At 64.8% G+C, this 19,957-nt stretch carries 19 protein-coding genes; 6 read left to right on the forward strand and 13 right to left on the reverse strand.

The genetic code is table 11. The features are described 5' to 3' along the window. Positions 1 to 99: 99 nt before the first annotated feature. Positions 100 to 1,224 carry a hypothetical protein gene (locus ACPUD7_RS02435; protein WP_135541744.1) on the reverse strand — a complete coding sequence of 375 codons (1,125 nt, stop codon included), beginning with the start codon at positions 1,222 to 1,224 and terminating at the stop codon, positions 100 to 102. Positions 1,225 to 1,382: 158 nt separating this feature from the next. On the opposite strand from ACPUD7_RS02435, the gene ACPUD7_RS02440 reads away from it, so the two are divergent. Further along, on the forward strand, positions 1,383 to 3,314 hold the full coding sequence (locus ACPUD7_RS02440) for an acetate--CoA ligase (protein WP_135541742.1): 1,932 nt from the start codon (positions 1,383 to 1,385) through the stop codon (positions 3,312 to 3,314). A gap of 44 nt (positions 3,315 to 3,358) precedes the next feature. Here ACPUD7_RS02440 and ACPUD7_RS02445 read toward each other — a convergent pair whose 3' ends face one another. From ACPUD7_RS02445 to fepB, 5 genes are all read right to left on the reverse strand, one after another. Next, positions 3,359 to 4,240 carry a siderophore-interacting protein gene (locus tag ACPUD7_RS02445; protein ID WP_135541740.1) on the reverse strand — a complete coding sequence of 294 codons (882 nt, stop codon included), beginning with the start codon at positions 4,238 to 4,240 and terminating at the stop codon, positions 3,359 to 3,361. 1 nt (position 4,241) lies between these two features. Beyond that, positions 4,242 to 5,156, reverse strand: coding sequence for an ABC transporter ATP-binding protein (locus ACPUD7_RS02450; RefSeq protein ID WP_240690028.1), 915 nt, complete (start codon positions 5,154 to 5,156; stop codon positions 4,242 to 4,244). A gap of 23 nt (positions 5,157 to 5,179) precedes the next feature. Beyond that, complete coding sequence (locus tag ACPUD7_RS02455) at positions 5,180 to 6,136, reverse strand: FecCD family ABC transporter permease (protein WP_240690026.1); 957 nt, start codon at positions 6,134 to 6,136, stop codon at positions 5,180 to 5,182. Positions 6,137 to 6,309: 173 nt separating this feature from the next. Continuing rightward, entirely contained in the window at positions 6,310 to 7,380 is a 1,071-nt protein-coding gene (locus tag ACPUD7_RS02460; protein WP_135541736.1) for a FecCD family ABC transporter permease, read from the reverse strand. Continuing rightward, the gene (fepB, locus tag ACPUD7_RS02465) at positions 7,377 to 8,375 is read right to left on the reverse strand and encodes a Fe2+-enterobactin ABC transporter substrate-binding protein (RefSeq protein WP_425119022.1); all 999 of its coding nucleotides are present in this window, start codon (positions 8,373 to 8,375) and stop codon (positions 7,377 to 7,379) included. Before fepB ends, ACPUD7_RS02460 begins: the two co-directional genes overlap by 4 nt. A 550-nt stretch (positions 8,376 to 8,925) precedes the next feature. Here fepB and ACPUD7_RS02470 point away from each other — a divergent pair. After that, entirely contained in the window at positions 8,926 to 10,152 is a 1,227-nt protein-coding gene (locus tag ACPUD7_RS02470) for a helix-turn-helix domain-containing protein (RefSeq protein WP_425119069.1), read from the forward strand. A gap of 60 nt (positions 10,153 to 10,212) precedes the next feature. Here the strand turns inward: ACPUD7_RS02470 and ACPUD7_RS02475 are convergent, their stop codons facing one another. Next, a complete protein-coding gene (locus tag ACPUD7_RS02475; protein WP_425119023.1) occupies positions 10,213 to 11,154 on the reverse strand; it encodes a hypothetical protein in 942 nt (313 codons plus the stop codon). Positions 11,155 to 11,240: 86 nt separating this feature from the next. Here ACPUD7_RS02475 and ACPUD7_RS02480 point away from each other — a divergent pair, with 86 nt between their 5' ends. After that, positions 11,241 to 11,801 (forward strand): MarR family winged helix-turn-helix transcriptional regulator, encoded by a 561-nt coding sequence (locus ACPUD7_RS02480; protein ID WP_425119024.1) that lies wholly within the window; start codon positions 11,241 to 11,243, stop codon positions 11,799 to 11,801. Between the two features lie 42 nt (positions 11,802 to 11,843). On the opposite strand, the gene ACPUD7_RS02485 is transcribed toward ACPUD7_RS02480, so the two are convergent. From ACPUD7_RS02485 to ACPUD7_RS02500, 4 genes are all read right to left on the reverse strand, one after another. Next, entirely contained in the window at positions 11,844 to 12,329 is a 486-nt protein-coding gene (locus ACPUD7_RS02485; RefSeq protein ID WP_425119025.1) for an SRPBCC family protein, read from the reverse strand. A 90-nt stretch (positions 12,330 to 12,419) separates the two neighbouring features. Then, complete coding sequence (locus ACPUD7_RS02490) at positions 12,420 to 13,889, reverse strand: LssY C-terminal domain-containing protein (RefSeq protein ID WP_425119026.1); 1,470 nt, start codon at positions 13,887 to 13,889, stop codon at positions 12,420 to 12,422. 24 nt (positions 13,890 to 13,913) lie between these two features. Beyond that, entirely contained in the window at positions 13,914 to 15,041 is a 1,128-nt protein-coding gene (locus ACPUD7_RS02495) for a MerR family transcriptional regulator (RefSeq protein ID WP_096161857.1), read from the reverse strand. A gap of 185 nt (positions 15,042 to 15,226) precedes the next feature. Further along, positions 15,227 to 15,919, reverse strand: a complete 693-nt coding sequence (locus ACPUD7_RS02500) for a HEAT repeat domain-containing protein (protein WP_096161858.1) — start codon at positions 15,917 to 15,919, stop codon at positions 15,227 to 15,229. A gap of 337 nt (positions 15,920 to 16,256) precedes the next feature. On the opposite strand from ACPUD7_RS02500, the gene ACPUD7_RS02505 reads away from it, so the two are divergent. Both ACPUD7_RS02505 and ACPUD7_RS02510 read left to right on the forward strand, forming a co-directional pair. Next, a complete protein-coding gene (locus ACPUD7_RS02505; RefSeq protein WP_425119027.1) occupies positions 16,257 to 16,766 on the forward strand; it encodes a peptidoglycan-binding protein in 510 nt (169 codons plus the stop codon). A gap of 89 nt (positions 16,767 to 16,855) precedes the next feature. Further along, complete coding sequence (locus tag ACPUD7_RS02510; RefSeq protein WP_096161860.1) at positions 16,856 to 17,215, forward strand: ArsR/SmtB family transcription factor; 360 nt, start codon at positions 16,856 to 16,858, stop codon at positions 17,213 to 17,215. Positions 17,216 to 17,222: 7 nt separating this feature from the next. Here the strand turns inward: ACPUD7_RS02510 and ACPUD7_RS02515 are convergent, their stop codons facing one another. Beyond that, positions 17,223 to 18,158: a DMT family transporter gene (locus tag ACPUD7_RS02515; protein WP_096161861.1), complete on the reverse strand. Its 936-nt coding sequence runs from the start codon at positions 18,156 to 18,158 to the stop codon at positions 17,223 to 17,225. Next, complete coding sequence (locus ACPUD7_RS02520; protein WP_096161896.1) at positions 18,155 to 19,393, reverse strand: pyridoxal phosphate-dependent aminotransferase; 1,239 nt, start codon at positions 19,391 to 19,393, stop codon at positions 18,155 to 18,157. Before ACPUD7_RS02520 ends, ACPUD7_RS02515 begins: the two co-directional genes overlap by 4 nt. 153 nt (positions 19,394 to 19,546) lie before the next feature. On the opposite strand from ACPUD7_RS02520, the gene ACPUD7_RS02525 reads away from it, so the two are divergent. Beyond that, positions 19,547 to 19,855: a cupin gene (locus ACPUD7_RS02525; protein ID WP_096161862.1), complete on the forward strand. Its 309-nt coding sequence runs from the start codon at positions 19,547 to 19,549 to the stop codon at positions 19,853 to 19,855. The last annotated feature ends 102 nt before the right edge of the window (positions 19,856 to 19,957 follow it).

The raw sequence follows: 19,957 nt of genomic DNA on the forward strand, positions 1-19,957 counted from the left end.
CTCTGCAGAACGCCTAGTCCCGATCATAGGCCCACTGGTTTTGCACAGCAATGGAGCCGTTCGAGGCTGTGCGGAGAAAGTGCCAGGGGCTCCGACGCCTCAGAGTCGGTACTGGTTGTTCTCGTCGGCCGAGACGTCATTGCGCTGAGGCGACTGTGAGTCGTCGGCCCCGTCGGCGGAATCGTCTGCTGCGTCTCCTGTCTCTGCGGTCTCTTCCGGTTCCTTGCCTTCGAGTGCGTCGACGGACATTCCGGGTTCACCGGTGGGAGGCGATTCGAGAGAGGACCCGCCGGCGGATTCGTCGAAGTCTTCGGGATCGAGAGTCGCCGGATCGTCGATGTTCGTTTCGAGAGTCCTGTCCGCCGCCGACTCTGCGTCGTCGCCTTCTGCCGTGTCGGCTGGTTTGTCGCCAGCCTCTTCAGCAACGGTGTCGGCTGGTCTGTCGGCAGATGTTCCCGCATCGCCCGAAGCCGTCGCCACGGGAGGCAGCAGCGGTGCAGGCGGAATGTCGCCCGCTTTCGTCGTCGTTGACTCAGCCGAATCGGCCTGTGTGCCGGTGTGTGTCTGTGCGCCGGCTTGTGCCTGTGCATCGGCGTGTTCTGCCCCGCCGGTCTGCGGGGCGACAGTCGGCCGTGCAGGATACGACGGGGGCATGGGCGGCGCCGGTCGAGAAGAGTCCGTCTCGTCGTCTTCTCCCGAGCTTTCGATCGACGATTTCTCAACGGGGTCCGTCGATTCGTCAGCGGCATCACCGGCCGCCGCATCTTCGACCGACTCCGCGTCTTCAGCAGCATCGTCATCGCCGATTCCAGGAGCATCGGTCGCCTCGGTGTCCGTCGCCTCCGTGTCCGCGGATTCGCTGTCAGCCGCGCCGACCGCCTCGGTGCTGGCGGCATCGACGTTCTCACCGGTCGTCGCGGACGACCCCGGCAGGGCACCTTCGACGCCCTCGAGGCTCACCCCCGCTTCGGCGGCCAGACGCGCACGTCGCTCGGCCCGCGCCTGGGCACGTTCCTCTTCGCTTCTCTGCGGCTTCGCAGCTTCGTCCTTCGGCTTGGTCGGCCGGACGGCTTCCCAGACGAGGAGGAAGATGAGCATGGTGACGCCGACGATGACGCCCATGATGACCGAACCCCACGGTCGCGCCATCGAGAAGAAGTCGAAGATGGCGTTGAGTCCGAACATGACTGCCAGGCCGAGGATCAATGCAACCAGGAATCTCATATCCCCATTGTGCCCTGTCCCGGCCCATATGCAGACGAATGGGTCGACTTTCCCGCCGACCGATCGCCCGCGTCGCCCCTGCTCGATCAATGCTCCCCGGCCCGAAAAATGTGACCCCCGCCTCAATGCAGAGCTGTTCCATAGGTCACAATGGGGTCATGGAAACGCACCCGCAGAACCCCGCCCCCAGCTACGACGATGTCGTGGGCCGCATCGCCTCCGACCCCGAAGACTACTGGCTCGAACAGGCCACGAGCCTCATCGACTGGGTCACCGAACCGACGCGCGCCGTCGACGATTCGCATGCTCCGATCTACCGCTGGTTCCCCGACGGCGAACTCAATGTCTGCTTCAACGCCATCGACCGCCACGTCGAAGCCGGCCGCGGCGACCAGGCTGCCATCATCTACGACTCGCCGGTCACCGACACCATCCGCAGCATCACCTACGCCGAGCTGCTCGACGAAGTCTCCCGCTTCGCCCGAGCCCTGTCCGATAAGGGCGTGACCAAGGGCGACCGTGTCATCATCTATATGCCGATGATCCCCGAGGCGGCCGTGGCCATGCTCGCGTGCGCCCGCATCGGCGCGATCCACTCGGTCGTCTTCGGCGGGTTCGCCCCGAACGAACTGGCCGTGCGCATCGACGACACCGCCCCGAAGGCCGTCATCTCCACCTCCTGCGGAGTCGAGAAGAACCGTGTGCTCGAATACAAGCCGATGCTCGACGAAGCCATCGACATCGCGAAGTCCACGCCGGAGTTCACGGTCATCGTCCAGCGCGAAGAGCACCGCTGCGAACTCGGCGAGACCGATTTCGACTATGCGACCCTGCTCGACCGGACACCGGAGGGCATCGCCCCGGTCACCGTCAGGGCCACCGACGAGCTCTACGTCCTCTACACCTCCGGCACCACCGGCAAACCCAAGGGCATCGTCCGCGACTCCGGCGGCTACGCCGTGGCCGGTGCGTTCTCGATGCCCGCGCTCTTCGACCTCCACCCCGGTGACACAATGTTCACCGCTTCGGACGTCGGCTGGGTCGTCGGACACACCTACATCGTCTACGCACCGCTGCTGGCGGGCGTCACCTCGGTGCTCTATGAGGGCAAGCCCGTGGGCACCCCGGACGCCGGCGCCTTCTTCCGCGCCATCGAGCAGCACGAGGTCAACGTTCACTTCACCGCCCCGACGGCCATGCGCGTGGTGCGCAAGGAGGACCCGAACGGGGATCTGATGAAGAAGTACGATCTGTCCAGTCTGCGTGCGGAATTCCTCGCCGGTGAGCGGCTCGACCCCGACACCTACGAATGGACGACGAAGACCCTCGCCGAGGCGACCGGACGCGACATCCCCGTCGTCGACAACTGGTGGCAGACGGAGACCGGCTGGCCGATTGCGGCGAATCCGCTGGGACTCACCCGGTTCCCGCTCAAACCCGGCTCCCCGACGAAGCCTGTACCCGGTTACCAGGTCGCCATCCTCGACCCGAGCGGCCAGCCCGTGGCCGCAGGGGAAGAGGGGCTCATCGTCATCAAGCTGCCGCTGCCTCCGGGCACCATGGCCACGGTGTGGGGAGACGACGACCGGTTCATCTCCTCCTACCTCGCCGCCTTCGACGGCTACTACCTCACCGGCGATTCCGGTTACCTCGACGAGGACGGATACGTCTACGTCATGGGGCGCACCGATGACGTCATCAATGTCGCTGGACACCGACTGTCGACGGGCATCATCGAAGCAGTCGTCGCCTCTCACCCGGCCGTGGCCGAGGCCGCCGTCATCGGCGTCAATGATGAGGTCAAGGGGCAGATTCCGCGCGCTCTCGTCGTGCTCGGCGACTCCGCCGAGGAGGCCGATCCGGCCACGGTCATCGACGAACTCGTGGCGTTGGTCCGCAAGGAGATCGGTCCTGTGGCCGCGTTCAAGCGTGTCGACATCGTCCCGGGCCTGCCGAAGACCCGGTCGGGCAAGATCCTGCGCAAGACCATGCGCGAGATCGCCGACGGCGCCGAGAATCCGGCGGTGCCGTCGACGATCGAGGACCGCGCAGTGCTCGACGACCTCGAAGGCGTGCTCGCTCGCGGGTGAGCCACCCGGGCGGGTGGTTCGCCTGGGGCGGGTGAGCAACTCGGTCAGATACTGATCTCCGAATCGTCGAGATCATCAAGGTTGCCACCGGCGGAGAGGAGTTCCTTGTAGGCGTGAAGCCGTTGTGAGTCGATCTCCGTGTTCGTCACTCCACGCTTCCAATAGCCGAAGACGGCGACGTCGTCCTTCTCCAGTCCGACTTCCTTCCGGAAGTGCTTTCTGATCTCGCGCATTGCATCGCGTTCCCCGGCGGCCCAGACCACGTGCTCCTCAGGTGATTCGAGCATCCGTGCATGCGCGGAGAGCCCGGTCGCTGATCCCGGCACTACGGTGAGGACTTCGAGGCCCGGTGGGCATTTGAGTTCGGCCACAGCCACCTCGTCATCCGATTCGATGACCGCTGTGCCCTGCACCCCTGTCGGCCAATGCTTGACCATCGCAAAGAGTGCCGGGATCGCGGTCGAATCGAGAAAGAGCGCCGCTCTCCGCCCCTTGGCCTCAGGCACGATGAAGTGTTGCCTCGGCCCGCGGAAGGCGATCACCGTGCCGATACGCGCATTCCGTGCCCAGCGCATCATGGGACTCGACTCGCCGTGCAGCACGACATCGACGACGATTTCAGCGGAAGCGGCCGAGAATTCACGGATCGTGTAGATCCGCGAAGCATCGTCGAAGTCCTCTCCGAGCTCCATTCTGATAGTCACGTTCGGGCTCGCCCACGCAGGGTCATCCGCTCCGGACTCCAGACGAGCCGTGAATCGCAGCAGGTGCTCGGACGGGTACTCCAACCGAGTGATGGTCGCCCTCGTGTCGTGAAGATTGCGATCGTGGTCCGTTCCGCGCAGCGCGGCCTCTTCGCTTCTGTTGTTCGCCGAGGCTCGCCGGGCATCATCGGTGAGTGTTCGTGTGCTCGTTTCATGTGCCATTTCAGTTCCTTTCGCTGATGGTCAGGGTGCGTTGTTGATGGACAGGGTGCGTCAACGGGTGGTCAGAAGTGCCTTCGTCCTGTTGCGAATCGCTGCGTCGTCGCGGAATGATGAGGGGCCGGCCAGTTTCGGGATCGGTGTGAACCAGTGCCTGAAGATCGAATACCTCAGCGAGGAGATCGGGGGTGAGCACGTCTGTGGGCGCGCCGGCGGCCCGGAGACGACCGTCTCGCATGGCCAGAATCTGTGTGGCGTAGCGGGCCGCGAGGTTGAGGTCATGCAGCACCGCGATGAGGGTCCGCCCTTGCTGATTGAGATGTGCACACAGGTCGAGCACTTCGAGCTGATGCGCGATGTCGAGGTAGGTGGTCGGTTCGTCGAGGAGCATGATGGGTGTCTCCTGGGCCAGCGCCATGGCGATCCACGCGCGTTGGCGCTGACCGCCCGAGAGTTCTCCGAGAGGAGCGGCCCGCAGCGAGGTCATTCCCACTGAATCCAGCGCCGATTCGACGGCCACTCCGTCGTCGTTCGACCACTGCCGCAGCAGAGACTGGTAGGGGAACCGCCCGCGCGCCACGAGATCGAACACGCTGACGCCGTCGGGCGCACCCGTCGACTGGGGCAACAGAGCAATCTGACGAGCCAGGCGCCGAGGCGGCATCTTCGCAATGCTGGCTCCGCCCAGGGTGACCACACCGCTCTTCCAGGGGATGAGACGACCGATCCCCTTGAGCAGGGTCGACTTCCCACAGCCGTTGGGGCCGATGATCACGGTGAATCCTCTGTGCGGAATGTTCGCCGAGAGATCGATGACGACGTCGCGCACCCCGTAGCCCAGGCGCAGACTGTCGACCCTCAGCTGCGCCGTCTGCTCTATGCGATCTGCACCCATGGTGTGGGGATTCTGGTATGGCATCGGAGTTCCTTTCACTGGGAAGTTCACATTCGTCTCGCCAGCAGCCAGAGGAGATAGAGTCCTCCGAGGACACTGGTGACGAGGCCGACAGGCGTCTGCAGACCGATCTCGAGTTCCTGGGACAGCAGGTCGGCACCGGACAGCAGGAAAGCACCGCACAAACCGGGAAGGAAGATTCCCACCTGAGTGCTGCGCGCCAGGCCGCGAGCGATCTGCGGGGCGGCCAAAGCGATGAAGGCGATCGGTCCGGCCGCGGCTACAGCAGTGCCGACTAAGATGACGGCGACGATGAGAGTGGTCAGACGCAGCCGTTCCACGCGGAGTCCCAGCGACGCAGCGGCTTCCTCACCGAGTTCGAGCACCGACAGGCGACGAGCCAAGGGAATGAGGGCGGGCAGCAGGGCAAGAGCGGTTCCGAACGTCAGCACGACGTGCGGCCAGCCGCGTCCGGTGAGGGATCCCGCTGTCCATTGCTGCAGAGCCTGGGCATCGGAGAAGTCAGCGCGAACGATCACTGCGTCGGTGATCGCCGTGAGAAGGGCCGCTGTCCCGATGCCCATGAGCACCAGACGCAGACCACCTGTTCGGGAGGATCTTCTAGCCAGCAGGTAGACACCGAGTGCCGCTGCCATCCCTCCCAGCACGGCGAACAGTCCTGTGGTCCAGACAGTCGAGGTAAAGAATGCGATGTGGATGGCCGCCGCGGCCGCCGCTCCGGCGGTGAACCCGATGACATCGGGCGAACCGAGCGGATTTCGGGTCAGAGATTGGAACAGAGACCCCGCAGCGGCGAGAGACCCACCGACCGCGCAAGCGGTGAGGAATCGAGGAAGCCGTCGCTGCTGAACGCTGCGCACCAACTGCTCGGAGCCGACACCCCATATCGCCTTCACCGTCCCGACGAGCCCCTCCTGCGGACGGCCCAGATAGAGCCCGAACACAGCCAAGCAGATGACCACAGCAAGCAGGAGACAGCCCACGACGATGCTTCGACGGTCAATGCGAACCGATATCGACCCGATCCTGAGAGCGAAGACTCTCCTGACGGAATCACTGGGCTGCGGTCCAGTGGGCGCGATTGGTATATGGCCGCGGTGCGCGGTTTCTGAGTCTGGATATGTCTGACGTGAGGCCGCTGAAGTGAGAGAGCCTCTCATCCCAGTCCTCCTCTGCGCACGACCAAGATGAAGACGGGAGCGCCGATGATTGCCAGAGAAATGCCGGTCTGGACTTCGCTCGGAGCCAGGATCACCCGGCCTGCCACATCGGCGGCGAGCACGAGGGCGATGCCGACGACGATTGCACACGGCACCATGCGCGCATGCGTTGGGCCGACGATGATGCGGACGATATGAGCGCTCATCAGACCGACAAAGCCGATCGGTCCTGCAGCCGCCGTCGCCGCTCCTGCGAGCACGATCACGGCGAGAGCGGCGATCGCACGGGTGAGTCCGACTCGCGCACCGAGCCCTTTGGCTGTTTCGTCTCCGAGCGCGAGGACGTCGAGTGATCGGATGAGTCCCAGCCCGAGCATGAGGCCGACGACGATGAAGGGAGCGACAGACAGCGTGACGTCAAACTGCCGCCCTTGCAGCGTACCGACCACCCAATAGCGGAATTTCAGAAATGTCGTCTCGTTGTTGATCAGCAGTATGCTCGTCACGGCGCCGACCGCCATCGCGAAGGCAGCTCCGGCGAGAGCCATCCGCACTGGAGTCGCCGCACGTCCACGAGTCGTGCCGAGGGCGTAGACGACGATTGCAGCGAATCCGGCTCCGAAGAGCGCCCACCACACCGTGGCTTGGGTGCTCGCCACTCCGAAATAGGCGATTCCGACGACCACCGAGGCAGAGGCTCCCGCATTGATTCCCAGCAGTCCCGCATCGGCCAGGGGGTTGCGCGTGACGGTTTGCATGAGCACTCCGGCGACGGCGAGAGCTGCTCCGACCGCGATGCCGAGAGCCAAGCGCGGAATCCTCGAATTCCAGATGATGACATGATCAGGATCGGTGAGATCTGGTCGGCTCAGTGCACTCAGCACGCGACTGATTTCAATGTAGTGGGAACCGACTGCGACCCCGAGTATCGCGGCGACAACGATGACACACGCACAGATGAGCAGGAGCACACTCGCCCGTATTCCCTTGACCGGCTCAACCGTTGTGTCCGTGGATTCCGTGCGACTGCTGTTCAGCGTGGTCGCAGGGGTCGCCGCAGACGTCATTTCGTGGCACCAAAGCTTTCCACGAGATGTTCGACTGTTCGCTTCGCGCTGTAGTAGTCGAGCCGGAATGATTCATCGCCTGCTGAGAACACCTGCTTGCTCTTCACCGCGGGGATGTTCGCCAGCAGCGGGTCCGATGTGAAGGACTCGATTTCATCATCAGCGGAACTGGCAGGAGTGACGAAGATCGACTTTGTCTCGGAGAATGCCTTCGGCAGATTTTCGGGACTCACCATAGCGACTCCGTCTTTGAGCGTGGCGGTGTCCTCCGGGACATCCGCGTAGTCGATGCCGAGGCTGGTGAATAGCCGACCTTGGGCCGTGTCTTTGGAAAAGGCCCAGACACCCTCGGATCCGAGGTAGACAAGCGCAGTCACCGGCTGCTGAGGAATCTCGATCTTCTCGGCTTGATCGTCTACCCAGTTCTTGTAGTCATCGATCACTGACTTCGCGGCATCCTCGTGACCGACGACGCTGCCGAGTTCCGTTGTGACCTCCTGCCAGTCCTTCGTGCCATAGTCGATGAGAACTGTGGGGGCGATATCGGAGAGCTGATCGTAGGCTTCGGCGACAGAATCTGCCGCGTTTGCCGAGCCGATGATGAGATCCGGCTGCAACTCGTCGACGGCATCGAGGTCGAGTTCGAGATTGTCGTAGGCCACCTCCACACCGCGTTCGTGTGCTACGTCAGCCCACTGCGAGAAGAAGCCCACGTCATCGACGAGTGTGCTCGGCAGAGCGGTCGCTGTCGCTGTAACTGGTGCGTCGATCGCGAGCAGAGAACCGGTCAACGACGGGGAGGTCGAGACGATAGTCAGCGGTTCGGCATCGATCTCAGTTGACCCCGACGCGTGTTCGACGGTGCGGGGCCATTCGCCCGTTCCGCCCGCAGAAGTTTCATCAGAGTCAGGCTGGGGAGAAGCGCAGCCTGCGGCTGCGATCATCAAGGGGATCACGGTCAACGCGAGCGCAGCATGAATCCGGCCAACGAGCATGGGAGGACTGTCCTTCGGTCAGAGATTTCGGGCACCGACTGGTCTCGATGCCGGTCGGCAACTCGGCCGACTGCCGAATAGCTTAGGGTTACCTCATCATCAGTTTCGTGCCGAAAGCGACATCTTCTTGCCAGCAGAGTCCCGACAGATCTCTTCGCCCGCCATCCTCGATCCCGATGGGCTGCCCGCCGCCGCCATGGAGATCGCACACCTGCCTACACCGCTGCTCTTCTGGGTCGTACACGGGCAGGCGGATGTGCGCATCGACGGAAGCGATTGGTCGCTTGGCGCCGACGAAGCGGTGCTCATCCCAATCGGAGCCACCGTTTCCGCCAATACTCAACGCGGGTCGACTGCTGTTCCGACGTGGCTCCCCGGCACCGAGGTGCCCACGATCAAGCATTTCAGCCTCCCCCGCGAATGGGAGCCGATCGTCTTGTCTCGCTTCGCGGCGGGCCTTGGCTACCTGCGCCCAGTCGAAGATTTCGGCGAACTCCCGCTCCCGCTGAGAGTTGCCGAGTCTGCAGAGTCGAGCCGGAGGATTCCTCCGATGCCGGTCGATGAGGACCTCAACCGGCTGGCTCGATTCCTCCTCGCCTATCCGAGCGCCCCTCACACTCTCGGCGAACTGGCGAGTTCATTGAGCCTGAGCCCGCGCACTCTCCAACGCAGATTCCAAGGTGCGACAGGAATGACGTTCTCCGCCTGGCTCACCTTGGCGCGCGTCTGCGCATCGCTGGATCTGCTGGCCACGGATCTGAGCGTCGAACACATTGCCCACCGTGTCGGGTTCGCTGATCCCAGCGCGTTCTCCCGCACATTCCGACGAATCATGGATCAGAGCCCGAGAGAAGCGCGGCACCGTCTCCGACAGAGCGACCGAGATCGCGCCGACGATGCCCGAACACCCACATTCCCTACGCTCCCTGTTTCCCGGGAAGAAGGAGAGCAGAGCAGGACGGCACCGGTTCCGCGCCTGTTGCCGACGCAGACCTGGCCCAGAGTCAACGGCTCGCATGTCGCGATCTGGGTGTATCGAGGCACCGTTGACGTCACAGTCGATGCCCGACATAAGGTCCTGCACCGTGGCGAGGCACTCATCCTTCCAGCGAGCACCCATCACGAGGTCAGAGCGAGAGAGGATTCACTCGTTCTCCCACTGGGCTATCGCCCCACCGGTCGTTTACCTGCGACGACCAAACATCTGCAGGTCCATCGCTTCCGTCCCGAGACCAAGGCAGCCCTCCTCCACGGGATCGTCAGCACCTATACGGCCCTTCGCCCAAGGGTCCCTGTCGCCAACTCTCTCTTCGATCATGTCGCACTTCATACGATCGACACTGGCGACGGGGCTTCTGCTCACCTACCTGATACGAGCAGTTCGATCACCGCTCTGCTCAGCTGCTTGGCGAGAAACCCGCATGCCCCGTTCCCCGCTGCATACTGGGCAGACAGGCTCGGCATGTCAGGACGCGAGTTCCACCGTTCAGTCCGCATCGCAACCGGAGTCCCCTATCCGACGTGGCGCAGAGTATCTCGAATGACCTTTGCCCGCGAGGCTCTGCTGCGCGGGGTGCCGGCGACGACGGTGGCTCAACAGACCGGCTATTCGCAGCTCTCCAGCTTCAGCCGGGCCTTCAGCGCAACGTTCGGCGCCCCGCCGCGACATTTGGCCTCGTTGTCCGGGGCAGACCGAAACTCTCTGCCAGAAGGGCCCCCGGCTCTCCGCGATCGGAGAGCGGAGCAATTCGGCCCTTCTGGTCACAGCAGACGTTGAGAGCACCGAGGAGACTGCCGAAGCTGGGTCAACGAGAGCTTCGTCGAGTGCGCGGCTCGGTCAGGAATTGCGTCCTTGTTCGAAGCCGGCCGCGAATCCCCGCTCGAAGGCCTCCTGGACCTCCTGCTCGCGGCTGCGGCGCTCATCGGCCCAACCGAAGGGGTCGAATCCTCGTCGGCCCGGACCGAATCCGGGACCGAAGCTCGGGCCGAACCCGCGTCGTCCGCGGCCCCCTGAACGGCGGCTGTCACGATCGCCGCGCCCTCCGTGGGGCCCGTGAGCCTCGTGACGGTCAGAACCGCCTCGGTGGCCGTCATCATCATGGGGGCGTCTGCGGTCATGCGGTCCGTCGTTGCCATCCGAGTCGTCTCCGCATCCTTCGGGGCCGAAGTTCTCAACGATCTTCGACAGCGAGGCCTTGAGGTTCTCGAACTCTTCGGAGGTGAGCACCTCTTCGATGCGATCGCCGACTCCGTCGCGCACATCGCGGAAGCGCTGGCGCAGCTCTTCGGGATCGATGTTCTTCGACGGCCCCCATCCGCCCCGGCCGCGCGGCGGGCCATAGGTCACCGGCTCTTCCGGATAGGCGGCGCCGTCGGCGACCACCTCATCGGCATCCCAGCGGCGGCGGCCTCGCCGCAAGCGCCCGAGGTCGCGAGGGTCGAAACCGGAATCGGCAGCGGCTGAGCGGAACTCGCGGCGCAGCACGTGGCTGAACTCGCGAAGCAGCTGCGGCAGATCGGCATCGGAGTCATCGTCCTTACCTGCGCGGGCATCGTCATCGCTCGCGGGGTCTCCGGTTACGGCCGTGTCATTGTCCGTCGCATCGCCCTGATTCGCCCCCTCGGCACCATCGGCATCGAGGCCCGAGGCATCGTCCGTGTCGGTGTTCTCGCCAGTGTTCAGTGAGCCCTCCTGGTGGTCCGCACCTGTTGCGTCGGCGCCTGCGGGCGGGGTGGTGACGTCGTCATTGTCATCGTTGAAGTCGTTGTGGGCAGTCATGTCATCTCCTTTAGTTGTCATCTGACATGTACATGCAGAATGACATGCAATAGAGGAACATGTCAAGTAACATGTAAAATCGAATCATGAGCACGAACGATGACATTCAGGCGATCGCCGAAGCGCTCACTCGCCTGCAGTGGCGGCGCGGCTCCGGCGGTCCGCGGGGTTTCGGACCTTTCGGAGGTTTGGGTGAGCACGGCGAGCGCGGGGGCTTCGGTGAACGCGGAGGTTTCGGGGGCGGTCGGCACTCGGAGGACTTCCCTTTCGGTGGCAAACGTCATCCCGGCGGACCGTTCGCCGCTCACGGTCGCGGGCGTGCGCTCATCCGTCTGCTCATCTCCCTCGTCCAGGCAGGCACGGCGCTGGGGGTCAGCGCTCTCGGTGATGCGATCGGCGTCGACCAGCCGCGCGCATCCCGACTTGTGTCCCAAGGTGTCGAGCTCGGATTTCTGCGTCGCGAGGCCGACCCTGATGATGCGAGACGCACCCTCATCGCGCTGACGGACAAGGGTCGTGCAATCACCAACAGGTTCCGCGGTGCTCAGCGTGAGAACGTCGATCAGGCGCTGAGCGCATTCACCGAGGACGAGAGGGCGCAGCTGGCATCACTGCTCACGCGTTTGGCCGACGCTTGGCCGAAGTGACCCGGCCGCTCGGGTCTTCGATGGTGAGACTCGGGCTGCGGCTCAGCGTTCGGCGAGCTGTTTGAGCCTCTTGAGTGAGGCGAGCAGATTCGCCACCGTCGTCGACTGCGCCCGAGACAGGCGCTGCGGATCGCGCAGCTTCGTCCAGTCGTAGATATGGCGAACGAGGACTGAGCCTCCTCCGATCGGTTCGATCTGCCACACCCACTTCTGTCCGAAAGGCTCTCCCCCGACCTCGGACGGCTTCCAGGCGATGAGCCGCCCCTCTTCGAAGTCGACGATGTGGTTCTCCCGGTCGACGCCTTTGGTCAGGGTCGTGATGAAGGAACCGCCTGTCCCACGCACTCGCTGTCCCTCGACGGCCGACCCGAGGTTGTCGTTGCCGTCCCATTCCGGCTGCCGACGCGGATCGGCGATGAGTTCGAACACCGCTTCGGCCTGCGCTGAGATTTCGATCTCGGCGGTGATTAACTTGAGAGCCGGGTCGATCGAATCGAAGACGGAAGCATCGGGGATCTGGTCGGTCATGGAGTCCTGCCTTCGTGAGTGTTCCGACCTCGGCGTCGAGGTGAGATGCGGAGTAGTTCGGACACGGTCAGAATACACGGGTCCGCAGCGTCAGTCCTCGAGGGCTCGGTCCTGCCGTTCTGCGCGGAGTGCGGCCGTGCTGAAGCGGGTGAACATCCGGGAGGAGTCGCTCGACAGCGACAGCAGCACGGCGACCTGCATGGCGATCGTCATCAGCGCATACGTGTTCGTCGCCAGGTCACGGTCGCCGGTGAAGTAGTTCGTCATCGACACGATCACGGAGATCGTCGAGAGAGTGAGGATCCACAGTCTGGCCCGGTTGCTGCCGCGGAACACCGACGCCGAGGCGATGACCTGCAGACACCCGATGAGGAGGCTGACTCCGATGAGCACACCCGCGACGATGCGCGTGGCCGTGTCGTCGCTGAGTGCGGCGATGTCCGAGCTGTAGCCGACGACTTCAGTCCGCAGTCCGTTCCAGTCGAGGAGCGTGGTGATCACATCCCAAGCCTGGAAGATCAGGAGGATGAGCACGAGCGCCGCCCCCACGACTGTCTGCAGCGGTCGCTGCCGCCACAGAGTCTTCGTCACTTCGGAGACCGATCGTGATTCGGAGTAGATCTGGGTGGCGTCGAGTGCCAGCTCCAAGCGTTCGGGGTAGTCGTCGTCATCAGCGACGACTTCGGCGAGGTCGACGATCGGCAGGTGCCCGTCGGTGATGATCGCGTCCCCACCACCGTTGCGGGAGTGGTAGCCGGTCGAGAAGTCCTTGATCCGGTCCACGGTGATCGAGTCGTCTGCGGCTGTGACGGAACTGACGATGTGGTCGCGTTCGACGTCGGTCTTCTCTTCGATCTTGTGTGTGAACTGCAGGGTGAACAGTGAGATCCCGACGGCTTTGTCGTAGGTGCCCGCGGCCAGCCAGTCGGCCTGGTGTCCGCCGGGCATGAGCCAGCCGCTCGGACACTTCCAGAAGCGCACGTGGTGGCGCTGGCCCGGATCACCGTCGACCTCCTGCTGGTACGCGAAGTCCTGTCGCCTTCCGAACAGGAGCAGCGGTGACACCGGTGCCTGCGGGTAGCTGCGCTTCGTCACCGTCGAGCGGATGATCTCCCAGGTCGACGCCGGCGTGATGCTGTCGGCGAGGGTCCACCCGGCCGCCCTCATCGCGTGGTGGATCTGCGCTTCCTCACCACGCCAGGCAAGGTTGACCGGGTCGCCGAGCAAGCCGTCGGAAGTGCGGGTGCGGCCGATGAAGTAGTTCGGCACGTAGATCTGGGAGAGGATGCGGTGCAGCCTGGGCAGCGCAAGGTAGGACACAACGCCCCAGAAGACGAGCAGGGTCAGCACCTGCCACCACCCGAGGCTGAATCCCTTGAGCAGGATCAGCAGCGCCAGCCAGGTCGAAGCCGCCCCGCCGAAGAGGAAGAACAGATAGTCGAGGATCCCGGTCGGTGTGAAGTGGTGACGACGGTAGACGAATGAATGCTTGAGCCGCCTCTTCTGCCCGCTCGGCGCATCTGCAGCGCCCGATCCGTCCCTCATTCCTGCCGAAGTCATGGGTGCCAGTTTAGACAATCGGTTTCACCCGCCGGAATGCGGAGAACCCGAATTCCCCTCGCCGAGGCGGCCCGTCCGTCGCCTCAGCTCCGCGGCGGCCGTCGCGGCCACCTGTCGATCATCGTCCTCGGCCAGCTGTGCGAGCAGCTCTGTCACCTGCTTCCGATGCGGCTTCGCCATGTCATGGTCCGGCTGGACCTGGCCGACCGGTTCATCGGCGATCTCGATGAGGACCTGCAGGGCACGGAAACGCTCGTTCGGCCGATGTGACCGGGCAGCCCGGTGCAGCTCGGCCATGATATCGGCGGAAGCCGTCGAGCCGGCGACGACGAATCCGGCGAGCGCCTCGGCGGCGTCGATGTCTCGAGGACCATTCATCGCGATCGTCAGCAGTTCGGGGATCGCCGCCGTGTCATCGAGTCCGGCCAGCGCGAAGGCGCAGAGTCCTCTCACCTCGTCGTCCTCATCATCGAGACGCGACCGCAGGGCGTCACGGATCTCCTCGACCGCCTCCTCGCCGAGTTCCTCACGCCCGGTCGTGCGGCGGATCTCATCGAGTGCTCGAATCGCCCGGATCCTCACAGCGGCGGACGGATCGTCGACTCCGGTCAAGAGCGGCGAAACGGCGGCGGAACCTGCCTGAGCGAGGGCCCATCGCATGGCTCCGGCCGCATTGGGTGCGGGTTCGTCGAGGACGGCCGAGGAGAGCGCTTCGATCGGCACGCTGCCGTCGATCCCTCCGCCCAGGGCGGCCTTGTGGCGTTGGATGACATCGGCGGATTCGAGAGAGCGCATGAGATCGATGGTCCACAGCAGCGCCTCGGGATCGGTTCGGCCGAGCCGGTCGGTGCGCTCGAGGTGCGCGAGCAGGCGCTCTTCGGCATCGATGCGTTCGCGCGTCTTGGCGATGAGGTCGCCGAGCAGCCGCGTCGTGTCGAAGCTCGGATCGTCGAGCACCTCTCGGACCTCGGCAAGACTCATGCCGAGTCGGCGCAGGCCCTCGATGTGGAAGATCCGTCCGATGTCGGCATCCGAATACTCGCGGTATCCGGCGGATGTCCGCTCACTGGGCTCGAGCAGACCGATGGATTCGTAGTGCCGCAGCATCCGCGCGCTGACGCCGGAGCGCCTGGCCACCTCGCCGATGCGCATATCCACCTCGCTTCGTTTGTCACTATAGGTTCATCCGCGTAGCTTCGGCGCGCGTTCAGGACCCGTTTCGGAGGTGCTCGCTTGGAGGAACCCCTCGGAGGAAGGAGTCCGAGCCTCCGGTCCGGTGTCGTCGAGCTTGCCCCACTCGACGACACCGGATCGGCCGGCACTTCCCTGAGACCGGCCTAGACCGAAGCCTCGGACCCCAGTGCGACCACTCGCTTGGCTGCGTCCAAGGCGTGGGCGAAGCCGGCATCCGGGTCATCGAACATGTCCCGGGTCGCCATGGCGTGAGCCCGCACTGTGTCGTCCTCTGCTTGAAGCCTCTCATCGACCACTGACACGAGATCCTCACCGAGGGCCACGATCGCCCGGCTGAGGCTCTTCTGCATCTCGACATCCCCTCGCCCCAGCTGCGTCACCAGGGCCGATGTGAGATCCTGTCGGTCTTCACCGGGCACCAGAGCGACGGCGGATCGCCACGCACTGCGGGCCACCTCGGTGTCGGGGTGGGCGATGAGACGGCGACCGATTCGGGACGGATCCATGGCCGGCCACGCGCGGGCGTCACCGATCTTCGACAGCGTGTGCAGGGACTGGCTGATCGCCTGCGGCCTGTCGGAGTCGAGTTCGGCGATGAGGCGCGGGACGGTGTCGTCTGCCGGCAGCCTGGTCAGCGCCCAGGTGAGCATGTCGCGGACGAAGAAGTCCGGTTCGATGCGGCACCGGTCGATGAGGACCTCGAGGTATTCGGGATCGGCGCGGGTGCCCGCTTCCATGGCGGCCTGCAGACGCTGCTGCGAGTGCGGACCGCCCAGTGCCTCGACGAGCCGGTCGTCGGTCTGATGTGTTCGGCGATTGTCGTGTGGAACGGTCATGGTCTCCACCTCCTGTCCCTTCAGTGAAGACCTTCACATCGTGTCAAGGTCAAGCGTTCGAGACTCATTTCGGGTATTCTCGTCCGCGTCCGGACGCAACGGCGACCGCTCCGGACTCCTCCTCGTGACTTCGGTCCTCACCCGACCGCGCCTTCAGGCATCGCCGCCCACCGAATGGCCCGTCACCGTGACCTCACTGTGACAAACAGCTCGGCCTGGACTCATGCAGCCTTAAGTTTGTTGCACTATTGTTATATACATGCCTCGTCTGACATCATCTCGCAAGGGCCGCCGGTCCGTGCTTACTGGTGCCCTGATTGGGCTCGGAGCGGCAGTGATGGCCCTCGTCGTCGCCGCCGTCATCATCGTCAACTCCCCCGTTTCGTTCGGGTCCACGAAGATCAGGCAGATGCAGATGGCGTCCGTCGGCCAACTCAATGAACAGCAGATCGACAATGCCCGCCTCATCATCGGCGTCGGCCGCGGTGCCGACTTCGACGACCAGGCGATCCGCATCGCCCTGATGACCGCGCTGCAGGAGTCCTCGCTGCGTAACCTCGACGCCGGGGATCGCGATTCCGTCGGCCTGTTCCAGCAGCGACCGTCCCAGGGCTGGGGCGAACCCGAACAGCTCACCGATCCCGTCTACGCCGCGAAGGCGTTCTACGGCGTCAATCCGGAGGTCGAGAACCCCGGACTCGACCAGATCGACGGCTGGCACATGATGTCGCCGACCGAGGCGGCCCAGTCCGTGCAGCGTTCCGCCCTCCCCGACGCCTACGAACAGTGGGAGTCTCTGGCCGATGATCTCCTCGGTTCGCAGAACGACGTCGAAGCCCTCGACTGACACCGCCCCTCACACCGAGTACGACCCTGTCGGCCCTGTCGCGGTCCGCATATCGGGTGGCCGGGCCGCTTGTCCGGTAATCTGCACTCATGGCGTCCATTCCCGATTCCGTTCCCGTCAACGACGAGGTCGAGCAGCTGCTGCTCAATCCCGAGGACAACCTCGAAGCCATCACCGAAACCGCCGACCTGTTCAAGGCCCTCGCCACACCCTCACGGCTGAAGATGCTGCTCGTCCTCACCCACGGTGAGGCGACGGTGACGCACATCGTCGAATCGACCGGCCTGTCCCAGCCGCTGGTCTCCCAGCACCTGAAATTCCTCCGCGGCCTCCACCTCGTCGGCGTCAACCGCATCGGACGCGAAGCCTACTATTCGCTCAAGGACGACCACGTCGCCCACATCATCATCGACGCCATCGCCCACACGATCGAGGCGCACGAGCACTGAACTCCGCTCAGCGCCGGCGTCTCTTCGTCAGCGCTTCCGGTCCTCCACCGACGACCCAGACGATGGCGGCGACGAGCACCGCGCCCACCCATTGCCCCGGCTGCAGCCGTTCCCCGGCGATGAGCGAGCCGAGCACAACAGCCGACAGCGGCTGCAGCAGCATGAGCGCCGCGGTCGTCGGCACAGGCACCAACGGGCTCGAGATGCTCAGCAGCACCCACGACAGAGCCTGGCCGCAGACGGCGAGCGCGAGCATCCACGCCCAGCCGTCCCACCCGAGATCGAAGTCGAGGCCGCCCAGGGCGAGTCCGGCGACGGCCGTCATCACTCCCGCGGCGATGGTGCCGATCTCAACGGGAGCGACGACGAACTTCGGCGCGACCTTCCGGCTGTGGTGGATGCCGAAGATGTAGACGCCGTAGAGCACACCGGACAGCACTCCGAAGATCGCGCCCCTGGTCGGATTCGCCGCGGCTCCGTCGACACCGAAGACGCCTCCGGTGAGCAGCATGCCGATGATCATGAGCGGCACACAGCCGATGAACAGCCATCCGGGCCGGCTTCCTCCGAAGATCCACACGAGCGCGGGGAAGACGATGACCTGCACGCTGATGAGCACGGTGGACACGCCGAGTCCGGCGTCGAGCACGCTTTGGGCCCAGAGGACGTAGTCCAGTCCCAGTGCGGCACCGGAGACTCCGGCGATGAGCAGCGCCTTAGGCGGCACCTTCCCGTGCCTGCGGACCTCGAGGACGGCCAGCGGCGCGAGGACGACGACGGCGATCCAGCAGCGGAGGAAGGCCGCGGTGGGGGCGGTCGCCTCGGCGAGGATGACGAACAGACCCGCTGAGCCCAGCAGCACGGCGGCGATGATGATGCCCAGGGTCGGCAGCGCCCGTGGGGCGGGGGTCTGAGCTCCCCGGTTCACCTCGGCGGAGCTCATCCCATGAAGTCGAGGATGCGGTCGATGGCCTCGGCGGTCCTCTCGGCACCGACGGCCAAGGACAGACGCACCGAGCGGGGGCCGTTGACTGTGTCGAAATCGTCTCCCGGGGCCAGCGCGACGCCGGTGGCTTCGAGCACCTGACCACACCACTGACCGGCGGTGTCGAGACCGGCCCGGTCGAGGATCTCGTCGATGCGGGCGTACATGTAGAACGCTCCGTCGGGCGGGGCCATCTCACCGAAGCCGAGGTCGGACCGTGCGCTCAGGACGTGCTCGCGGGCACCGGCGAAAGAGGCCACGGCGGCCTCGCATTCGGCATACGATTCTTCGGTGAATCCTGCGACCGCGGCGTACTGGGCTGGCACCGGGGCACACAGCGAAAGGTTTCCGGTCACGTTCTGCGCGGGTGAGATCAGGGCTTCGGGCAGGATCGCCCAGCCCAGACGCCACCCGGTCATGCCCCAGTACTTGGAGAACGAGGAGATGACGATCGCATTGTCGTCATGGGCCAGGGCGGTCTCGCCGCGGGTGCCGATGTAGGTGATGCCGTGGTAGATCTCGTCGGAGATCACCTGCACCCCGTGCTCGCGGCACCAGTCCATGAGCTTCCCGAGCGCTTCGGCACCGATCATCGTCCCTGTCGGATTCGCCGGTGAGGCGAGCATGAGGCCCTTGAGCGGAGCCTCGGCGTGGGCGGCGGCGAGCAGCTCGACGCTGGGTTGGAATCCCTCGTCCGCACCGCAGTCGAGTTCGACGACCTCGCAGCCGAGCGCGGTGAGGATGTTCTTGTATGCCCCGTAGCCGGGCCGGGCCAGAGCCACTCGATCGCCGACGTCGAAGCAGGTGAGGAATGTCGTCTGGAAAGCGCCCGAGGACCCGGTTGTCACAGCGATGCGTTCTGGTGCGATGTCCAATCCGTACCAGTCTCGGTAGTGACCGGCGATGGCCTCCCGGAGTTCGGGGATGCCGAAGATCGGCGAGTAGCCGAGGCCGGTGCCGTCGCGGGCGACTTCGGCGGCACGCGCGAGCACGGGGCTCGGCGCGCCCTGAGTCGGTTCGCCCAGGCACATGGCGATCGTGTCACGCCCGGCACGCTGCATCTGTCCGACCGTGGCGACGATGCCCATCGCAGCGAAGGGGCGGACGAGCCCCGATCGGGCGGAGGCGGCAGGAACGGACGCGGCGGGAGCGGGGGTGGTGGGGGCCGCCTCGGCGGGGGTGCGGGCAGTCATCATCTCACTTCTTCTCACGCGGGTATCGCATACCCCTCATGCTAGCCCGGGTGGATCGGTTCGGGGCGAGTCGCCGAAGTGCGGGCTGCCGGGCGATACAGTGGCGTAATCACGTCCGTTCAGGCATCCGCTCACGCATCGAAGGAGATCGCAATGACCGCAGACAGCTCCGCAGCAGACACCGGTTCGGCAGGAGAGGTCCAGCTCGACAACGGCGTGTTCCGGGTGACGAAGTGGACGATCAGGCCCGACGGCGTCATTCCGATGCACAGACATGAGTACGAGTACGTCGTGGTGCCGATGGTCACCGACACGATGCTTGTGCGCAACTCCGACGGCACCGAGATCCGCGCCGAGCTCGAGGCCGGCATCTCCTACACCCGCCCCGCCGGCTCCGAACACGAGGTCTCGAATCCCGGAGGCAGCGCCGACGTCGTCTTCGTCGAGATCGAACGCCTCTGAGGCTGCGGTCGCGCGATTTCGAGTTCAGGCTCAGAAAATAGGTCGCAATCGGATACTTCGAAGCGCCAGAAGTATCCGATTGCGACCTACATTTGGCGCAGA

The sequence above is a fragment of the Brevibacterium sp. FAM 24630 genome (genome assembly GCF_049804075.1).
Taxonomy (GTDB): Bacteria; Actinomycetota; Actinomycetes; order Actinomycetales; family Brevibacteriaceae; genus Brevibacterium.